This window comes from Pseudoselenomonas ruminantium (assembly GCF_900142515.1).
Lineage (GTDB): Bacteria > Bacillota > Negativicutes > Selenomonadales > Selenomonadaceae > Selenomonas_A > Selenomonas_A ruminantium_D.
Genome location: NZ_FRBC01000012.1, coordinates 40,489 through 56,369 on the forward strand (window position 1 = coordinate 40,489; position 15,881 = coordinate 56,369).

At 52.2% G+C, this 15,881-nt stretch carries 17 protein-coding genes; 1 reads left to right on the forward strand and 16 read right to left on the reverse strand.

Annotated features, from left to right (window positions below):
- Positions 1-3: 3 nt before the first annotated feature.
- The 8 genes from BUB68_RS07425 to BUB68_RS07460 form a co-directional block, all read right to left on the reverse strand.
- A complete protein-coding gene (locus BUB68_RS07425; RefSeq protein ID WP_073089647.1) occupies positions 4-1,134 on the reverse strand; it encodes a sodium ion-translocating decarboxylase subunit beta in 1,131 nt (376 codons plus the stop codon).
- A gap of 21 nt (positions 1,135-1,155) precedes the next feature.
- On the reverse strand, positions 1,156-1,515 hold the full coding sequence (locus BUB68_RS07430; RefSeq protein WP_073089650.1) for an OadG family protein: 360 nt from the start codon (positions 1,513-1,515) through the stop codon (positions 1,156-1,158).
- 127 nt (positions 1,516-1,642) lie between these two features.
- Positions 1,643-2,422 carry a sirohydrochlorin cobaltochelatase gene (locus BUB68_RS07435; protein WP_073089652.1) on the reverse strand — a complete coding sequence of 260 codons (780 nt, stop codon included), beginning with the start codon at positions 2,420-2,422 and terminating at the stop codon, positions 1,643-1,645.
- Between the two features lies 1 nt (position 2,423).
- Positions 2,424-3,773, reverse strand: a complete 1,350-nt coding sequence (glmM, locus tag BUB68_RS07440; protein WP_073089654.1) for a phosphoglucosamine mutase — start codon at positions 3,771-3,773, stop codon at positions 2,424-2,426.
- A 163-nt stretch (positions 3,774-3,936) separates the two neighbouring features.
- Positions 3,937-4,488: a bifunctional pyr operon transcriptional regulator/uracil phosphoribosyltransferase PyrR gene (pyrR, locus tag BUB68_RS07445; protein ID WP_073089657.1), complete on the reverse strand. Its 552-nt coding sequence runs from the start codon at positions 4,486-4,488 to the stop codon at positions 3,937-3,939.
- A 15-nt stretch (positions 4,489-4,503) separates the two neighbouring features.
- Positions 4,504-5,442: an RluA family pseudouridine synthase gene (locus BUB68_RS07450; protein ID WP_073089659.1), complete on the reverse strand. Its 939-nt coding sequence runs from the start codon at positions 5,440-5,442 to the stop codon at positions 4,504-4,506.
- A complete protein-coding gene (gene lspA, locus BUB68_RS07455; RefSeq protein WP_073089661.1) occupies positions 5,435-5,878 on the reverse strand; it encodes a signal peptidase II in 444 nt (147 codons plus the stop codon). Before lspA ends, BUB68_RS07450 begins: the two co-directional genes overlap by 8 nt.
- A gap of 10 nt (positions 5,879-5,888) precedes the next feature.
- Entirely contained in the window at positions 5,889-6,524 is a 636-nt protein-coding gene (locus BUB68_RS07460; RefSeq protein ID WP_256625818.1) for a DivIVA domain-containing protein, read from the reverse strand.
- A 190-nt stretch (positions 6,525-6,714) separates the two neighbouring features.
- Between BUB68_RS07460 and BUB68_RS07465 the strand changes: the two genes are divergently transcribed.
- Entirely contained in the window at positions 6,715-7,875 is a 1,161-nt protein-coding gene (locus BUB68_RS07465; protein WP_073089663.1) for a radical SAM family protein, read from the forward strand.
- Positions 7,876-7,940: 65 nt separating this feature from the next.
- Here BUB68_RS07465 and BUB68_RS07470 read toward each other — a convergent pair whose 3' ends face one another.
- From BUB68_RS07470 to BUB68_RS07505, 8 genes are read right to left on the reverse strand one after another with little or no spacing between them, the layout of a single operon-like run.
- The gene (locus BUB68_RS07470; RefSeq protein ID WP_073089665.1) at positions 7,941-8,735 is read right to left on the reverse strand and encodes a YlmH family RNA-binding protein; all 795 of its coding nucleotides are present in this window, start codon (positions 8,733-8,735) and stop codon (positions 7,941-7,943) included.
- Between the two features lie 15 nt (positions 8,736-8,750).
- Positions 8,751-9,257 carry a cell division protein SepF gene (locus tag BUB68_RS07475; protein WP_073089667.1) on the reverse strand — a complete coding sequence of 169 codons (507 nt, stop codon included), beginning with the start codon at positions 9,255-9,257 and terminating at the stop codon, positions 8,751-8,753.
- A 15-nt stretch (positions 9,258-9,272) separates the two neighbouring features.
- On the reverse strand, positions 9,273-9,974 hold the full coding sequence (locus tag BUB68_RS07480; RefSeq protein ID WP_081371904.1) for a YggS family pyridoxal phosphate-dependent enzyme: 702 nt from the start codon (positions 9,972-9,974) through the stop codon (positions 9,273-9,275).
- A 25-nt stretch (positions 9,975-9,999) separates the two neighbouring features.
- Positions 10,000-10,821, reverse strand: coding sequence for a peptidoglycan editing factor PgeF (gene pgeF, locus BUB68_RS07485; protein WP_073089669.1), 822 nt, complete (start codon positions 10,819-10,821; stop codon positions 10,000-10,002).
- A gap of 21 nt (positions 10,822-10,842) precedes the next feature.
- A complete protein-coding gene (locus tag BUB68_RS07490; RefSeq protein ID WP_073089671.1) occupies positions 10,843-12,570 on the reverse strand; it encodes a TIGR03960 family B12-binding radical SAM protein in 1,728 nt (575 codons plus the stop codon).
- A 30-nt stretch (positions 12,571-12,600) separates the two neighbouring features.
- A complete protein-coding gene (nrdR, locus tag BUB68_RS07495; protein WP_073089673.1) occupies positions 12,601-13,074 on the reverse strand; it encodes a transcriptional regulator NrdR in 474 nt (157 codons plus the stop codon).
- Entirely contained in the window at positions 13,071-14,978 is a 1,908-nt protein-coding gene (locus tag BUB68_RS07500) for a YgiQ family radical SAM protein (RefSeq protein ID WP_073089675.1), read from the reverse strand. The genes nrdR and BUB68_RS07500 overlap by 4 nt, the downstream gene beginning before the upstream one ends.
- Before the next feature lie 2 nt (positions 14,979-14,980).
- Entirely contained in the window at positions 14,981-15,823 is an 843-nt protein-coding gene (locus tag BUB68_RS07505) for a helix-turn-helix domain-containing protein (protein ID WP_073089677.1), read from the reverse strand.
- Positions 15,824-15,881: the final 58 nt, after the last annotated feature.

Here is a 15,881-nt window from a genome sequence, read left to right on the forward strand (position 1 = left end):
CATTTACTTGAGCATGGCCAGCATAGTACCAGCAGCAACAGCCGTACCGATAACGCCTGCCACATTCGGGCCCATAGCATGCATCAGCAGGTAGTTGCCCGGTTTTGCCTTCATGCCTACAACCTGGCTGACGCGGGCAGCCATAGGCACAGCGGATACACCAGCGGAACCAATCAGCGGATTGATTTTCCAGCCGGACAGACGGCACATGATCTTGCCGAAGAGGACGCCGCCAGCCGTACCAGCGATGAAGGCCACAAGGCCCAGACCGATGATCAGCAGGGTTTCCGTGCGCAGGAAGTCATCAGCATTCATAGTCATACCGGTACCGGTAGCCAGGAAAATCGTGACGATGTTGCACAGGGAGTTCTGGGCCGTATCGGACAGACGATCCATAACGCCGGACTCACGGAAAAGGTTACCCAGCATCAAGCAGCCCAGCAGCGATGCGATAGGCGGCAGGAGCAGGCTGATGATGATAGCAGCCACTATTGGGAAGCAGACGCGTTCGAACTTCGTCACAGGACGGAGCTGTTCCATGGCGACCTCGCGCTCTTTCTGCGTGGTCAGAAGCTTCATGACTGGCGGCTGGATCAGCGGCACCAGAGACATGTAGGAATAAGCGGCTACGGCGATAGCACCTAAAAGATGCGGCGCCATCTGGATGGACAGGTAGATAGCCGTCGGGCCGTCAGCACCACCAATGATACCGATAGCGCCGGCTTCCTGCACCGTGAAGCCCAAGAGCATTGCCCCCACGAGAGCTACGAACACGCCAATCTGAGCAGCTGCACCTAAAAGCAAGGTAATCGGACGAGCCAGCAGCGGACCGAAGTCCGTCATGGCACCAATTCCCAAGAAGATAAGCGGCGGGAAAATCTCATTTTCGATACCATAGTGGATGGCCTGCATCAGACCAGGGTCTGTGAAGAATCCCGTGCGCGGGAAGTTGGCCAGCACACAGCCAAAGGCGATAGGCCCTAAGAGCAATGGCTCGAATTCCTTGACGATAGCCATATAAAGAAGTAAAAGACCGACGAGAATCATGACGCCGTTGCCCATAGTGAACGCAGAAAAACCACTGTCAGCCCAGACAGCCTGCAGGGAAACGACAAATGCATTCAATAATTCCATAATAATTCCTCCTTCCCTGCTTTAACCCCGGCTCTGCAACGCATTGCGCCCGGAATTTTTCCAATTGTTCCGTTCAAGAGGACGAATGGCCCGGACACTGCCCGCACCGTACCCCATACTGGCCACTGCGGCAGCAATCACAGCTACCACCTCTGGAGAAATCCCCTCTTCCACAGGCGCCGCCGCCACTACCGGCTCAGGATCGGCTACAGGTTCTGCCACGGCTGGCGCAGCCTCTTCCTGCGGTGCTGCTTTAGGTTTCGTGGGGTCAATATAATGAATCAGATTGATGACCACACCTAAGGCGATAAGCACCAAGAACACCACGGTCATGTTAATCAGCATGATGATCAACGGATTGGTTGTTACTGGATGTGACATATACTCACCTCATTCGATTTTTAGGCATCCCTTGCCCATTTGGATAGATTTACACTAGGTTATTATAACCCATATTTATAAAAAAAGAAATAGATTTTATGTGAATTTTATCTATAGACGCAAGTTATCAATCCCATTCCCACTCCTGCAAGCGTTTCACATAAAGATCCTGGAATACCGGATACTCGCCCATCCCTTTGAGACGGGTACGCACCGTAATGCCCGCAGCCTGCAGACGGCAAAGCCAGGATTCAGGCTCATCTCCTGCAATATCCTCACTTACATGGCTGCCACCAGAAAGGAGCAAAGGCGCTAACAGCACCTTTCGCACCCCCTTGCCTTCCAGACGGGCCAAAACATCGGCAAATGACGGGGTATCCGTCGGCTCAATCACGCCGACATGCAAAGGAAAGCCTGTCTTGTCAGCCAGATCCTGCAGATTCTCATAGGCCGGATTATGCTGATGGGGCGAACCATGCCCCACCAACACCAGTTCCTCATCATGAGACAACGAGAACATTTCCTGCACCGCCGCCAGCACATCGGCACCATCAGCATTCTTTTCCATGATGGGACGGGAAACGCCCAACTGGACAAACCTCTGCTGAAAACCTGTGGCCACCTGGATGACTTTTTTCTCATACTCCTCACCAGCCGTCAAATACCCCGGCTGTATCACCACATGAGTAAAGCCATCGGCCAGCAGGCGTTCCAGAGCCTCAGGCAGGGAATCCACATGGATGCCCTGCGCCGCCAGTTTCTTCTTGATGAATACCGACGTATAGGCCTGCCGGACTTCAACGTCCGGATAAGCGGCCTGCAGCCGCTGAGCGGCTGCATCAATGCAGCTATGGCGGGCCTGTTCATTAGCTACGCCAAAGCTCGCAAATAAAATCGCCTTCTTCATATCAACCCTGCTCTTTTTTCACAACCTCTGCAATCTCATTGCAGATACGGTCCAGCTGTGCCTGATCCGGGCCTTCTGCCATGACACGGATAAGGGGTTCCGTGCCGGAGGGACGCACGAGGATGCGGCCTTCATTGCCCAGCTCTGCTTCCCCCTGAGCGATAGCAGCAGAGATTGCCTCATTCTTCTCCCAGCCTTCTTTGGTAGCCACGCGGACATTGACCAAAAGCTGCGGATAAGTCGTCATGAGCGCCGTGAGTTCGGATGCCTTGCGGCCGCTGCGCTTCAAGGAAGACAGAACCTGCAGGGCCGTAATCGGGCCGTCACCTGTAGTGCTGTAATCCGTGAAGATGATATGGCCGGACTGCTCACCGCCAATCTTGTAGCCGCTCTTGAGCATGTTCTCCAGCACATAGCGGTCACCAACCTGCGTTACTTCCACGCGGCCGCCCGCTTCCTTTATGGCCTTGTGGAAACCAATGTTGGCCATGACCGTGGATACAACAGTCTTATGCGGCAGGGTGCCCTTCTTGATCATATCCTGCGCACACATCACGAGGATATGGTCGCCATCGATGATCTGGCCTTTTTCGTCCACGCAGAGGCAGCGGTCAGCGTCACCATCATGCGCGATACCGAAGTCAGCATTGTTTTCCACGACAGCCTTCTGCAGGGATTCCATATGCGTGGAACCGCAGTTGTCGTTGATGTTGACGCCATTGGGCAGGGCATGGATGACCTTTACCTTGGCACCGAGCTCACGCAGGACCTTGGGCATAACCTCGTAAGCAGCACCATTGGAGCAGTCCAGCACGACCTTCATGCCATCAAAGCGTTCCTGACAGGTGCTGATGACAAATTCAATATACTGGTTGAGCAAATCCGTACGGTACTCGATGTGGCCAATGTTTTCTCCCGTGGGACGGGCCAGATTGTCATCATTTTCCAGCTGATGCACGATAGCTTCGAGTTCATCTTCCACTGCATCCGGCAGTTTGTAGCCGTCACCGCCGAAGAATTTGATGCCGTTGTCATGGAACGGATTGTGGGAAGCAGAAATCACGATACCAGCCTTGGCTTTATGACGGCGGGCCAGATAAGCGATTGCCGGCGTTGGAATCACGCCAGCCAGCATGGCACGGCCGCCAGCAGAGCAGATACCAGCCGTCAGCGCTGCTTCAAACATCTCACCGGACAGACGCGTATCACGGCCGATGAGGATCAACGGCTGCTCGCCATTGTCCCCGCCGAAGTAAATCGTTGCTGCCCGGCCCAGACGATAAGCCAGTTCCGGTGTCAGATCCACATTTGCCTCACCGCGTACACCATCGGTACCAAATAATCTTGCCATAATAAAATAAGTCCCCCTGTTTTAAAAATCATGAGTGCTTTGCATATTAAACGCACAAACACTAATATCTTATCATATTTTACCTAAATAAACTACTTTTTGAGTCTTATTGTTCACCTAAAAATTGCCCTGATCAGTCGATTTGACTGGTCAAGGCAACCGCTTATTCTTTTATTTCACGCAGCATAACATTTTCCGTGGCATCTGTGGCCTCCAGCTGCACGCTGATGACTTCCTTGGAAGATGTCGGCACATTCTTGCCTACGAAATCAGCGCGGATGGGCAGTTCCCGATGGCCCCGGTCAATCAGTACGGCCAGTTGGATGGTCTTGGGACGGCCATTGTCGATGACCGCATCCATAGCGGCCCGGATGGTACGACCTGTATAGAGCACATCATCTACCAGTACCACAGTCTTGCCCGTGATATCCACAGGCAATTCCGTAGGCCGCACGATCGGCTGATATCCCAAAGTGGACAGGTCGTCACGGTAAAGAGTGATATCCAGCACCCCAACAGGAGGCTTCTTCCCTTCAATCTTTTCGATAATGCTGGCCAACCGTTCGGCAATGGGTACCCCTCTGGTACGGATGCCTACCAGCACGATATTCTCCACGCCTTTGTTCTTCTCCACAATCTCATGAGAAATACGCGTCAAAGCGCGGCGAATCCCTTCGCTATCCATCAGGACGGTCTTGTCGGTAAACTCTGGCATAATAACGCCTCCTCTTTATTGTGCGGCCTTGGCGCGCTTATTGCGCAGACCGGTCAGAATCTTCTCCATATCAGCAGGCAAAGGTGCCGTAAACGTCATTTCTTCTCTGGTGACAGGATGTGTCAATGTCAGCTGCAAAGAATGCAGGGCCTGTCCCTGAATCGCAAAGGGAGAGGATTTCTTCGGCCCGTATTTGGGATCATTGACCAAAGGATGGCCAATGCTGGTCATATGGACGCGGATCTGGTGGGTACGGCCTGTTTCCAGCTTACATTCCACCAGCGTGTACTCCCCGAAACGCTCCAGCACCTTGAAATGGGTTACAGCAGGCTTGCCATTTTCCCGGACAATGGCCATCTTCTTGCGGTCAGTGGGATGACGGCCGATATCGCCCTTGATGATGCCCGCTTCTTCCTTGATGTTGCCATAGACAATGGCCCAATAAGTGCGATGAGCAGCTTTCGTGCGAATCTGTTCGGCCAGATCCAGATGGGCCGTATCATTTTTCGCACAGACCATCACGCCGCTGGTATCCTTGTCCAGACGGTGCACGATACCGGGACGGATCTCCCCATTGATACCCGACAGATCCTGACAATGATATAACAGCGCGTTGACCAGAGTGCCGCTATACACGCCTGACGCCGGATGTACCACCATGCCCCGTGCCTTGTTGACCACAATGATATCCTTGTCCTCAAACAGGATGTCCAGAGAGATATCCTCCGGCTCTACGCTGATGGGTTCAGCTTCGGGCAAGGTTACCTGCACAGCTTCGCCGCCCCGCAGCTTGAAATTTGCTTTGCGCTGCGCACCATCCACCAGCACATGAGCCTGCTCAATGAGTTTCTGCACATGGGAACGGGATAGCTCCGGGCACTTTTCCACGACGAACACGTCCAGACGCTGCCCCTTTTCTTCTGCGGTAAATACAACGGGTTCCATATTATTCATCCATTTCCTTTTCCTTGTAGAGTATGGCATACATCATACTGATAACCCCCAGCACGATGGCGATATCCGCGATATTGAACACCGGCCAGATGCGAAAATCAAAAAAATCCACCACGAGGCCGCTACGGATGCGGTCAATCAAGTTGCCTACCGCACCTGCCAGCAGAGATACACAACCATAATGGAAAAATCCACATTGCTGTTTCAGCCGGGGATAATAAAAGCAAAACGCAGCAATCATTGCTGCGCCAGCCAGAATAAAGAACCAGCTTTGATGAGGCAGCATGCCAAAGGCTGCCCCCGGATTCAATACATAGGTGATGTGAAAGATGCCCTTGATAACCGGAACACTTTCCCCCGGTGTCATGGTGGTCATAACCAGTAACTTAACCAGCTGGTCCAAGGCCAGCAGTACAAAAAACAATCCTCCAGCCATCTATATACGCTTATCCTTCCTGCTTGTCCGCGGCATCGTCTTCCTTCGCTAATTCCTGCGCTTCATAGGGAACAGCCTGATGCCCGCTCAGAGCCTTCTGCAAGGCTTCTGCCTGCGTGCCCATGGCCTTCTTCTCCCGTTCTTCCTTCTCCGGGTCCGGCAGCTGGGACATGGTATCATCAATCACAGCCAGTTCCGACTCCAAGGTCACCTTGATTTTCCGCAGGAAATTGTTCTTCTCCCGCACCAGACGGTCATATTCCTCTACAATCACCTGTGCTTTTTTCTTGGCATCCTCGATGATCTTGTCAGCCTTCATCTCAGCTTCCTGCACCTTGTTGGCACATTCCTTGGCCGTGTTCTCCCGGGTTTCCTCCGCATTCTTGCGGGCGTTGCTGGTCACTTCCTCCGCCGTCCTCTGGGCCACCAATAAGGTGTCCTTGAGGTTCTGCTCCAACTGCTGATACTGCTCGTTGTCCTTCTGCGCACGGGCCAGATCTTCCTTCAGACGGTCATTTTCCCGGAAAAGCTTTTCATAGTCATTGACTACCTTGTCAAGGAAATCATCGATCTCATCCTCGTTATAACCGCGGAAGCTGCGTTTGAAATCCTTGTTGTGTATGTCCATTGGTGTAAGCAAAATCATTATCCCCTATCTGTATAGCAGAATCATATCCACCAGTTTTCTTTTACTACTTAGACTATACTAACATATTTTTTACAAAAATGCTACTTTGTAAAAAAAGACAGGCTGCCATAAGAAGGATATCGCTACCATTTCAGCGAAATATCCGTTAGGATTTAGTCTATAGTCAATCACGGAAGGAGATTCATATATGTTCCACGTTGCAATCTACGGCTCGGAAACATTCAGCACCATCATCAGACATACCATCGAAAATCAGTATAACAAGGCTACGATCAATGCAGGTGGTGCCCCCTTAAAAGTGCTTGCCTTCTGGAATCTAGCTGCGTCTCAGGAATCAATAAAGGAAGACTTGCCTGTTTTGGATTTTCTGCAAATGAGAGCCTTATATACGCAAGGAATTATTAACGGCATTATTATCCCCAGGGAACTCCTTTCATCCCAAACCAATTTAGTATCGCTTATCGTCCGCAATGGCATCAACGTGGAAGATATCTATCTAACCGGACGGCTTAACGAAAAAGCTCTGCTAGAAAAACAGATTCTCTCCTTCCTTAGTCCATGGCTCAATGCCAGTTATCTACCTTACTTGGAATTCCATATCGCAGATCAATGCAATTTGAATTGCAAAGCTTGCGAGCATTATTCTGGTCTAGTAAAAACTCCCCACTATCCTGATTTCAAACAATTTACCCAAGATTTTCACAAACTCCATCAATTCATCAGTGATATTGGTATCATCCGCATTCTAGGCGGAGAACCATTGCTCAATCCTAAAATTGATGATTATATCCAACTAAGCCGCCAGTTATACCCAGCCGCCAACCTCTTCGTAGTCACCAATGCCATACTCCTTATGAAAATGCCCGCACATTTCTATGATACTCTGAAAGAAACCGACACGAACATCCATATCTCCTTTTATCCCCCCTTGGAAAAGAAAATGTCAGAAATTGAAGCTTTTTTGCAAAAAAAAGGGATTTCCTACTATATTTCACCACTCATACACAAATTCGAAATGAAACAAACACTGCGCAAGACTGCTTCTCCCGATTATTTTTACCGCTGTTCCCAATCCCGCTGCCATAACCTGTATGATGGCAAAATTGCCGCCTGCTTTCTCCCTTTTACCACAAAATATTTCAACGAATATTTCCATCAACATCTGCCTGAAGATGGCGCCATAGATTTATACACGCCCGGCCTGACTACGGAAATTCTGAAAACAAAACTAATGCAGCCATTTGAACGCTGCTATTATTGTCAAGATTCCATATCCGTTGACTGGGAACAAATAAAAAATCCCAGTACACTTGCAGACTGGCTGGCAGAGGAAAATCAATCCCTATAAATCATAAAACCATAACACAAAAAACTCCTGCTCGGATCATTCCCGAGCAGGAGCTTTCTCTCACATTACAAATATCGCTTCAATACAACCACAGTGCGTCCTTTTTTCGTGGTTCCCCGGACCTCGGCTACCTCCAGCCGGCCTCTGCCACGCATGGAGAGGATGTCGCCTTCCTTGACATTCTGGGAAGCGCTCTTGACTGGCTGCCAGTTGATCTTGAGCTTGTCGGCAGCGATGTCAGAGGCCGCCTTGCTGCGGGAGGAGCCAAAGCCGGCAGCAGCGATGGAGTCTACACGCAGTGATGCCACCGTAGCGCGGATTTCCTTGCATCGCTCTTCCTTGGGTGCGATGGAACTGAGGTCAGCGCGCTGGCATTCCACGCCCACAGCGCCAATCTTATCGAGGTTCGCCAGCAGGAAATCAGCCATCTTCTCATCACAGATGATCTTCACGGAATCATTGGTTACCAACAGGTCCCCGATGGTATCCCGTTCAATGCCCTGCCCCATGAGTGCCCCGAGCACGTCACGATGGCTGAGCCGGGCAAACTGCCCATTCCATTTAGCTTCGATGCAATCAATGCCGAAGCTGGTTGGCGTACCAGCAAAGTCCTCATGGATGAAGACAGCCCTAGCCCGCTCGGCCCCCTGATAGCCGCCGGCAAAGTCCACGCGGATATTGCCATAGTTGGCCGCCACAGTTTCAGCGATTTCCTGTCCAAAGGGATCGAGAAAACCGGAAATGCGGAACTTCTGAGTGCGCAGGATATTTTCGGCCAAATCCACCAGTTTGACCACAATCTCTTCACCTTCGGTGCCTTTATAGAACCGAATCAGTTTTTCTTTCTGTTCACTTGCCATAGTTAAATCTGTCCCTTATTTCTTCAGCCAGGGCATCTCTGCCGAAACTTTCTTCTCTTCTTCCGTATAGCTCACGTTGACATTGCTCGGTGCACACAGGAAGACGTTGTGCCCCACTTTCTTGATTTCACCGTTCAATGCGTAGGTAGTGCCGCTGATGAAGTCAATGATGCGCTTGGCATCATCCGCCTCAGTCTTTTCAAAGTTGATGACCACCGGCTTCTTCTCCCGCAAATTGTTGGCTACCTGCTGGGCATCGTCGAAGGTCTTGGGCTCGATTACGATAACCTTCATCTTCATATTGGTCACCGTGTTGTTCTCCCTGGCCGAAGCTGCGGATTGGAAGTCCACTACATTCCGGGCACTCTCATTGCGTTCATGGCTCATGTCAAAACTCTCTTCCTCTTCTTCCGGTTCTTCATAATCCCGGCTTTCTTTCAATCGTTCTTCAATGGCATCCAGTTTTTCATCTGGCGGATCCATCAGTCCCATCTTTCCGCAAACTTTATCGATTATACTCATGACTATTCCCCTTCGTTAATACTGGCGCGGCCCAAAGATGGCTGTGCCTACCCGCACCATATTGGCGCCTTCTTCTACGGCTATTTCGTAATCGTGAGTCATACCCATCGATAACGTATCAATATTCGACGTCGGCAAGTCTAAATCCTGTACATCCTGAAAAATTTTATACATTTCCCGGAAAAGCGGCCGACACAGTTCCACGTCCTCGTAGTTCGGTGCCATGCACATCAGGCCACGCAGACGCAGGTTCGGCAGGGCATTTATCGCTTGCAGGCTGGCAAACAGGTCCTCTTTATAGATACCAGACTTGCTTTCTTCTTTGGCCAGGTTTACCTGCACCAGGATATCCTGAACTTTATCAATCCTGGCAGCCTCACTGTTGATTGCCTCAGCCAGATGCAGGCTGTCCACCGAGTGAATCAGGTCGGAAAACTTCACCGCCTGCCGGACCTTGTTGGTCTGCAGATGACCAATGAGATGCCAGGTCACGCAATTGCCAATCTCGACGAATTTCGTCTTGGCCTCCTGTACGCGGTTCTCACCCACATCCGCGGCTCCGGCAGCAATGGCCTCCCGCATGGCGGTGGTATCGTGATTCTTCGTCACCGCCACCAAGGTGACCGCTGCCTCCTTTGGCACGGTGGTGCGCCGCTGTTTGGCTGCTTCAATCTTTGCTACAACATTTTGATAACGCTCTGCTATTTCCTGCCCCAAAACACTCACCCCTGATACAAATCCATTAGTACTGATTCAGTGCAATTATGGCGGCCATACGCCCTGTCTGCCCGCCTTCGGCCCGATAGGAATAGAACCACTGATGCTGGCAGTCGGTACAGGTGTCAGCCATTTCGATATTTTCCTCGGAAATCCCCGTCTCCAACAGCTGCAGGCGGTTAGCCTCCCAAAGGTTGACATAAAGCTGGCCTTCCCGCGTGGTGATCAGCGTATCGGTATGCCGGGGAAACGCCTCGCGGAACTTCTCCGCCACTTCCTCACCTACCGCAAAACAACAGGGGCCAATGGATGGACCGATTCCCGCCAGGATATCTGCCGGATCGGAGCCAAATTCTTCCTGCATGCGCCAGACGGTCTCCCGTGCGATTTTTGCCACGGTCCCTTTCCAGCCTGCGTGAGCGATTCCCACAGCCTTTTTCTCCGGATCAAGGAAAATCACCGGCACACAGTCAGCGAAGCACAGCAGCAATGGCACCCCTGGCTCATTGGTGATCAGGGCATCGGTGTCCGCAATGGCATCGGCATAATCCTTTGCCCCCCGGCCAGCATCTGCCATAGTCACGCGTTGGATGTTCGCTCCGTGCACCTGCTGCGGCGTCACCAGTTTCTCAGCCTTCAGCTCCAGTGCCTGCAAGAATCTTTGACGGTTCTCCCAGACGATATCGGCTTCGTCACCCACATGCAGTGCCATATTCAAGCCCTTGTAGGGTTTGACACTTTCACCGCCCAGCCGCGCAGAAAACGCGTGCTGACAGATATTTTCCGCAAAGGAAGTGAACTTCCCCCGCCATAGATTATTGCCCAGATGTTCGATTGCAAAACTCATCTGCTCACCCCATTGCCATTATTATCCACAAACACCGCAGCGATGACAACCGTCAAAACACTGGATGGTGGGTTTCAATTCTTCGGCCTTCTTCATTTCCTGATAGATGTATTCCCGGCTGAAGCCCATATCGAGAGCCTCCCAGGGGAACAACTCATCGGCTCCCCGCTGCCGGTAAAGATAATCGTCCATGGACAGGCCGCAGTCCTTCATGGCCCGCTTGAATGCCTTGCTGCCGCCGTTTTCACAGGCCAACAGCAACGCCTCGCCCACCTGCCGGTCCCCTCGGGCCAGCACACCCTGAACGAATGCTTCTTTGGGTGATTCCACCCCCACAATAATATTCTTGCGCTTGCGCAGGCCCTGTGTCAAGGTCTTCGCCGCTTTTTCCACATATTTCTTATCCGCCATAGGCAGCCATTGGAAAGGCGTGAACGGTTTGGGAATGAAAGGATTGACGCTGAGTGTCAGCGTTCCCTTGCTGCCATGCTCCTCCATATAGTCCTTGAGACGCCCCGCCAGATCCACGATGGCCTCCACATCTTCCTCCTGCTCAAAAGGCAGGCCAATCATGATATAGAGACGGAAATGGCGGATGCCAGCCTGCAGGCCCATATCCATGGCACGGAAGAGATGTTCCTCCTCAATGCCCTTGTTGATAACAGCCCGCATGCGGCTGCTGCCCGCTTCAGGAGCCATGGTCAATGTCTTGAGGCCGCTCTCCGCTAGCGAATCCACCAGCTCCTGCGTCACGGAATCCGCCCGGAAGGAAGCCACCGACATGGACAAGCCTTCGCCCAATATATCCTTACAGAGTTCGTTGATTTCCGGATAGTCGGAAATCGCCGCCCCCATCAGGCCGATGCGTTTCTTGTATTGCAGAGCTTCTTTCACCTCCCGTGTCACCACTCCCAAAGAGCGGTTGCGGGGGCGGCGGAAGCAGTAGCCTGCCATGCAGAAACGGCAATGGCGCCCACAGCCCCGGGCGGTCTCAATCAGATAGAAATTGAATTCCGTATTATCCGTGCGCACCACAGTATGAGCCGGATAAGCATCCAAATCCTGCACCCACTGACGACTGATGGTCGCGGGTGTGTCCGCCTGCGGGACAATGGCCTGCAAGCGGCCCTCTTCGGTATAACGATGTTCATACAAAGAAGGCACATAGACACCGGGAACCTGAGCCAGACGCTGCAGCATTTCCTGACGGGAAACACCCTCACTCCGTGCCTGATAGAACACATCCATCATAGCCGGCATGATGACTTCGCCTTCACCGATGACAAAAGCGTCAATCACAGCTGACAGCGGCTCAGGATTGAAGGTCGCACAAGGGCCGCCCGCGATGACCAGCGGGTCCATATCACCCCGTTCTGCCGCACGCACTCTGACCTTGCCCAGTTCCAGCATCCTGACCACATTGAAGTAATCCATCTCAAAGGAGAGCACAAAGGCAATCATGGCAAACTGCTGCAAAGGCAGTTGATTTTCCACACTCATCAGCGGCGTACGGGTATTCTCATAGCGCTCGATGCTCTTGCGCTCGGGCAGGAACACGCGTTCACAAGCCGTATCATTGCGCTTGTTCAAGAGCTCGTAGATGATATGCAGCCCCAGATTGGACATGCCCACGAAATAGGAATTGGGATAAGCCAGTGCCACGGGCAGTCGTGTGCCCAAGGGATAGCGGTAATAGCCTTCTTCCGCTGCCAATTGTTCCTTTAACTCCTGTTTTAGCTCCCAAGCCAAATGCCTTACTCCTTTAACTCACTTCAAAACTTACTCTTTTTCCACAGCCTGCTTATGGGCCTGCAATTCCCGCAGTTCTTCCATGAAGCTGCTGATGTCTGCAAACTTCCGATAAACCGAAGCAAAGCGGATATAAGCCACTTCGTCGAAATTCTTGAGTTTGCTCATGACCAGCTTGCCGATCTCGGCTGTGCTGACTTCCTGTTCCATGCTGTTGCGGATATCCCGCTCAATCTCATTGGCGAGATTGGTAATGCTCTCTAGTGAGATATCCCGCTTGTCACAGGCCCGGATGATTCCGTTCAATATCTTGTCCCGCTTGAACACCTCCCGACGGCCATCATTCTTGATGACCATCAAAGGCTGCTTTTCTACCACTTCATAGGTGGTGAAACGGCGGCCACAGGACGTGCACTCCCGGCGGCGGCGGATGGTTGCCCCATCATCTGCTGATCTTGAATCTATTACTCGACTGTCGTTTTCTTTACAATATGGGCATTTCATCGCCGCACCTTCTTTGTTCGTTTATTTTTCGGCCCGTTTGACGGTTGACGCGTCAACTTTGACCTGTCAGCACCAGACCTGTTTGACCGGTCATGCTTTGACTTGTCCGCTTTATCACTGGCAGGCCGTACCAGACATTTCTTATCATAGCCGATCAGATCTGTCCGTCCGGCTTTCGTCAGCGCCTTGCGCACAATGGCCTGATTCTTGGGCAGCCAATACTGCATAAGCGCCCGCTGCATCAATTTGTCTTCCGGGGACTTTGCCGAATACACAGCCTCTCCCGTCAAGGGATCGATGCCCGTATACCACATGCAGGTGGAAAGGGTTCCCGGTGTAGGGATGAAATCCTGCACCTGCTGGGGATGATAGCCCTTGTCCCGGATGAAATCCGCCAGTTCAATGGCATCTTCCAGCTGGGAACCAGGATGGCTCGACATGAAATAAGGTACAAGATACTGTTTCTTGCCCAATTTCTTGTTCATCGCCGTGAACTTATCCACAAAACGCTCATAGACCTTGCGATTGCTCTTGCCCATCATGCGTGTCACCCGGTCGGTGATATGCTCCGGGGCAATCTTGAGCTGGCCGCTGATATGATGTTCGCAAAGTTCCTTCAAGAACTCATCTTTCGCCAGCAGCAGATAGTCAAACCGCACGCCGGAGCGCACAAAGACTTTCTTGACTCCCGGTATCGCCCGCAGTTCCCGCAGCAGCTTGATATAGTCGCTGTGGTCAGCCACGAGATTCTGGCACGGAATCGGTGACAAGCAGGGCTTGCCCCGGCAGGTGCCACGCGTAAGCTGTCCGTCACAGCTCGTGCGGCGGAAGTTGGCTGTTGGGCCGCCTACATCATGGATATACCCCTTGAACCCCGGCTGCTGGGTGAGGATCTTCGCCTCACGCAGCAAGGACTCATGGCTGCGCCGCTGGATGATCCGTCCCTCATGGGAGATGATAGCACAGAAATTACAGCCGCCAAAACAGCCCCGCTGGCTCAGGAGGCTGAACTGCACTTCGGCAATAGCCGGCACGCCGCCATCCTTGTCGTAGATGGGATGCCAGGTACGCATATAAGGCAGATCGTAAATCTCGTCCATCTGCTCTTCCGAAAGCGGTTTTGCCGGCGGATTCTGTACCACGCACCACTCATCATTCTGCTGGGCCAGTTTGCGCCCGCGGAAGGCATCCTGTTCCAGATATTCCACCTTGAACGATTCGGCAAACTTGCGCTTATCCGTGGATACCTCCTGATAAGAAGGCAGCGGCAGATAATCCCAGACATAATCCATATTGGGCACCTTGTAGCAGGTACCCTGCACATCCTGGATATTGCCGATTTCCACGCCCTGCTGGAGGTCAGCAGCCACCTGCAAAAGCGCCCGCTCTCCCATGCCAAAGACCAGCAGGTCAGCACCGCTGTCCACCAATATGGAGCGGCGTACCGCATTCGACCAGTAATCATAATGGGCCATGCGCCGCAGGCTGGCCTCAATGCCACCGATGATGATGGGCACATCGGGATATAGCTCCCGCAGGCGGTTGCAATAGACAATCGTGGCCCGTTCCGGACGGAAACCAGCTTTGCCACCCGGCGAGTACGCATCCTGATGGCGCATCTTCTTGGCGGCAGTGAACTTGTTGAGCAGGGAGTCCATATTCCCCGCAGAGACAAGAAACCCCAGCCGTGGTTTTCCCAGGCGGTCAAAATCCCTGGTAGAATGCCAGTCCGGCTGGGGAATGATTCCTACTTTATAGCCATGCTTCTCGAGCAAACGGCAAAGAATGGCCGGGCCGAAGCTGGGATGATCCACATAGGCATCCCCGGACACAAACACAAAATCCAGCTGCTCCCAGCCCCGCTCTTCCATATCCTTTTTGCTGATTGGCAAAAATTCCTTCATTATTACTTGCTATCCTTCTTATCGGCAGTTGCAGCGTCAGCGGGCTGTCCGGCCTTATCGGCAGTGAAAGTCTTTTCCACAACCTGTCCGGCATTGCCTGCCTTACCCATATCCTTGCCGTTAACCTTCATTTCTACAGCACCGGCGTTACCAGCGGTGATGACCACTTTCTCCTTGCCCTTCCAGGTTTCCGTCTTGCCGGATTCCATCGTGCCTTCATAAACAGTCTTGCCATCGGCTACAACCTGTGTCCAGCATTTGTCCGTGAACTTAGCCACCAATTCAACACCGTCAACCTTGGCGGGCTGAACTTCCTTGCCTGCCTCAGGTTTCGCAGTTTCAGCCTTGGTTCCAGCCGGCGCTTTTGCCGTCTGGGTCACAGCCTTAGCCGGCTGCTTCGGAGCACTGCTGTCATCCATGGCAAAGAGGTAATAGGCACCGCCTGCTACCAGCAGGACAATCAGTGCGATCAGCAGATTGTTGGAACGATTGCTGGACGATGAGACATGCTCCCGATACTCGCTGCCTGTCGCCAGTTTCTGCTTCACTTCTTCCCGATTCGCCTCCTCGGCCTCAGCCAGCTGCTGTTTGGCTTCTTCTGCCGCAGCTGCCTCTTCCGGATGGTTTTCTTCCATAAACTGACGCACCACTGCATCCGCGTCAATCTTCAGGAAGTTAGCATAGTTGCGAATAAATCCCTTGGCATACACCGTACCTGGTAATTGGTCATAATCACCATTTTCAATGGCCTCTATATAAAGAGCACGAATACTGGTGCCCTTAGCGATATCCTGAATTGTCAGATTCTGGCGTTCCCGTTCGGAACGCAACGTGTCCCCTATCATGCTGTAAATTCCTCCCTTATATCAAAGTGTCTCGAAAACACTGCCAAACATCATTATA

Bases quoted from the DNA above. Each gene is read 5' to 3' on its own strand.
- BUB68_RS07500 (WP_073089675.1), bottom strand. From the start codon at position 14,978: ATGAAGGAATTTTTGCCAATCAGCAAAAAGGATATGGAAGAGCGGGGC.
- BUB68_RS07425 (WP_073089647.1), bottom strand. From the start codon at position 1,134: ATGGAATTATTGAATGCATTTGTCGTTTCCCTGCAGGCTGTCTGGGCT.
- BUB68_RS07465 (WP_073089663.1), top strand. From the start codon at position 6,715: ATGTTCCACGTTGCAATCTACGGCTCGGAAACATTCAGCACCATCATC.
- BUB68_RS07435 (WP_073089652.1), bottom strand. From the start codon at position 2,422: ATGAAGAAGGCGATTTTATTTGCGAGCTTTGGCGTAGCTAATGAACAG.
- pyrR (WP_073089657.1), bottom strand. From the start codon at position 4,488: ATGCCAGAGTTTACCGACAAGACCGTCCTGATGGATAGCGAAGGGATT.
- BUB68_RS07475 (WP_073089667.1), bottom strand. From the start codon at position 9,257: ATGAGTATAATCGATAAAGTTTGCGGAAAGATGGGACTGATGGATCCG.
- BUB68_RS07450 (WP_073089659.1), bottom strand. From the start codon at position 5,442: ATGAATAATATGGAACCCGTTGTATTTACCGCAGAAGAAAAGGGGCAG.
- BUB68_RS07505 (WP_073089677.1), bottom strand. From the start codon at position 15,823: ATGATAGGGGACACGTTGCGTTCCGAACGGGAACGCCAGAATCTGACA.
- BUB68_RS07430 (WP_073089650.1), bottom strand. From the start codon at position 1,515: ATGTCACATCCAGTAACAACCAATCCGTTGATCATCATGCTGATTAAC.
- glmM (WP_073089654.1), bottom strand. From the start codon at position 3,773: ATGGCAAGATTATTTGGTACCGATGGTGTACGCGGTGAGGCAAATGTG.
- lspA (WP_073089661.1), bottom strand. From the start codon at position 5,878: ATGGCTGGAGGATTGTTTTTTGTACTGCTGGCCTTGGACCAGCTGGTT.
- BUB68_RS07470 (WP_073089665.1), bottom strand. From the start codon at position 8,735: ATGGCAAGTGAACAGAAAGAAAAACTGATTCGGTTCTATAAAGGCACC.
- pgeF (WP_073089669.1), bottom strand. From the start codon at position 10,821: ATGAGTTTTGCAATCGAACATCTGGGCAATAATCTATGGCGGGGGAAG.
- BUB68_RS07460 (WP_256625818.1), bottom strand. From the start codon at position 6,524: ATGATTTTGCTTACACCAATGGACATACACAACAAGGATTTCAAACGC.
- nrdR (WP_073089673.1), bottom strand. From the start codon at position 13,074: ATGAAATGCCCATATTGTAAAGAAAACGACAGTCGAGTAATAGATTCA.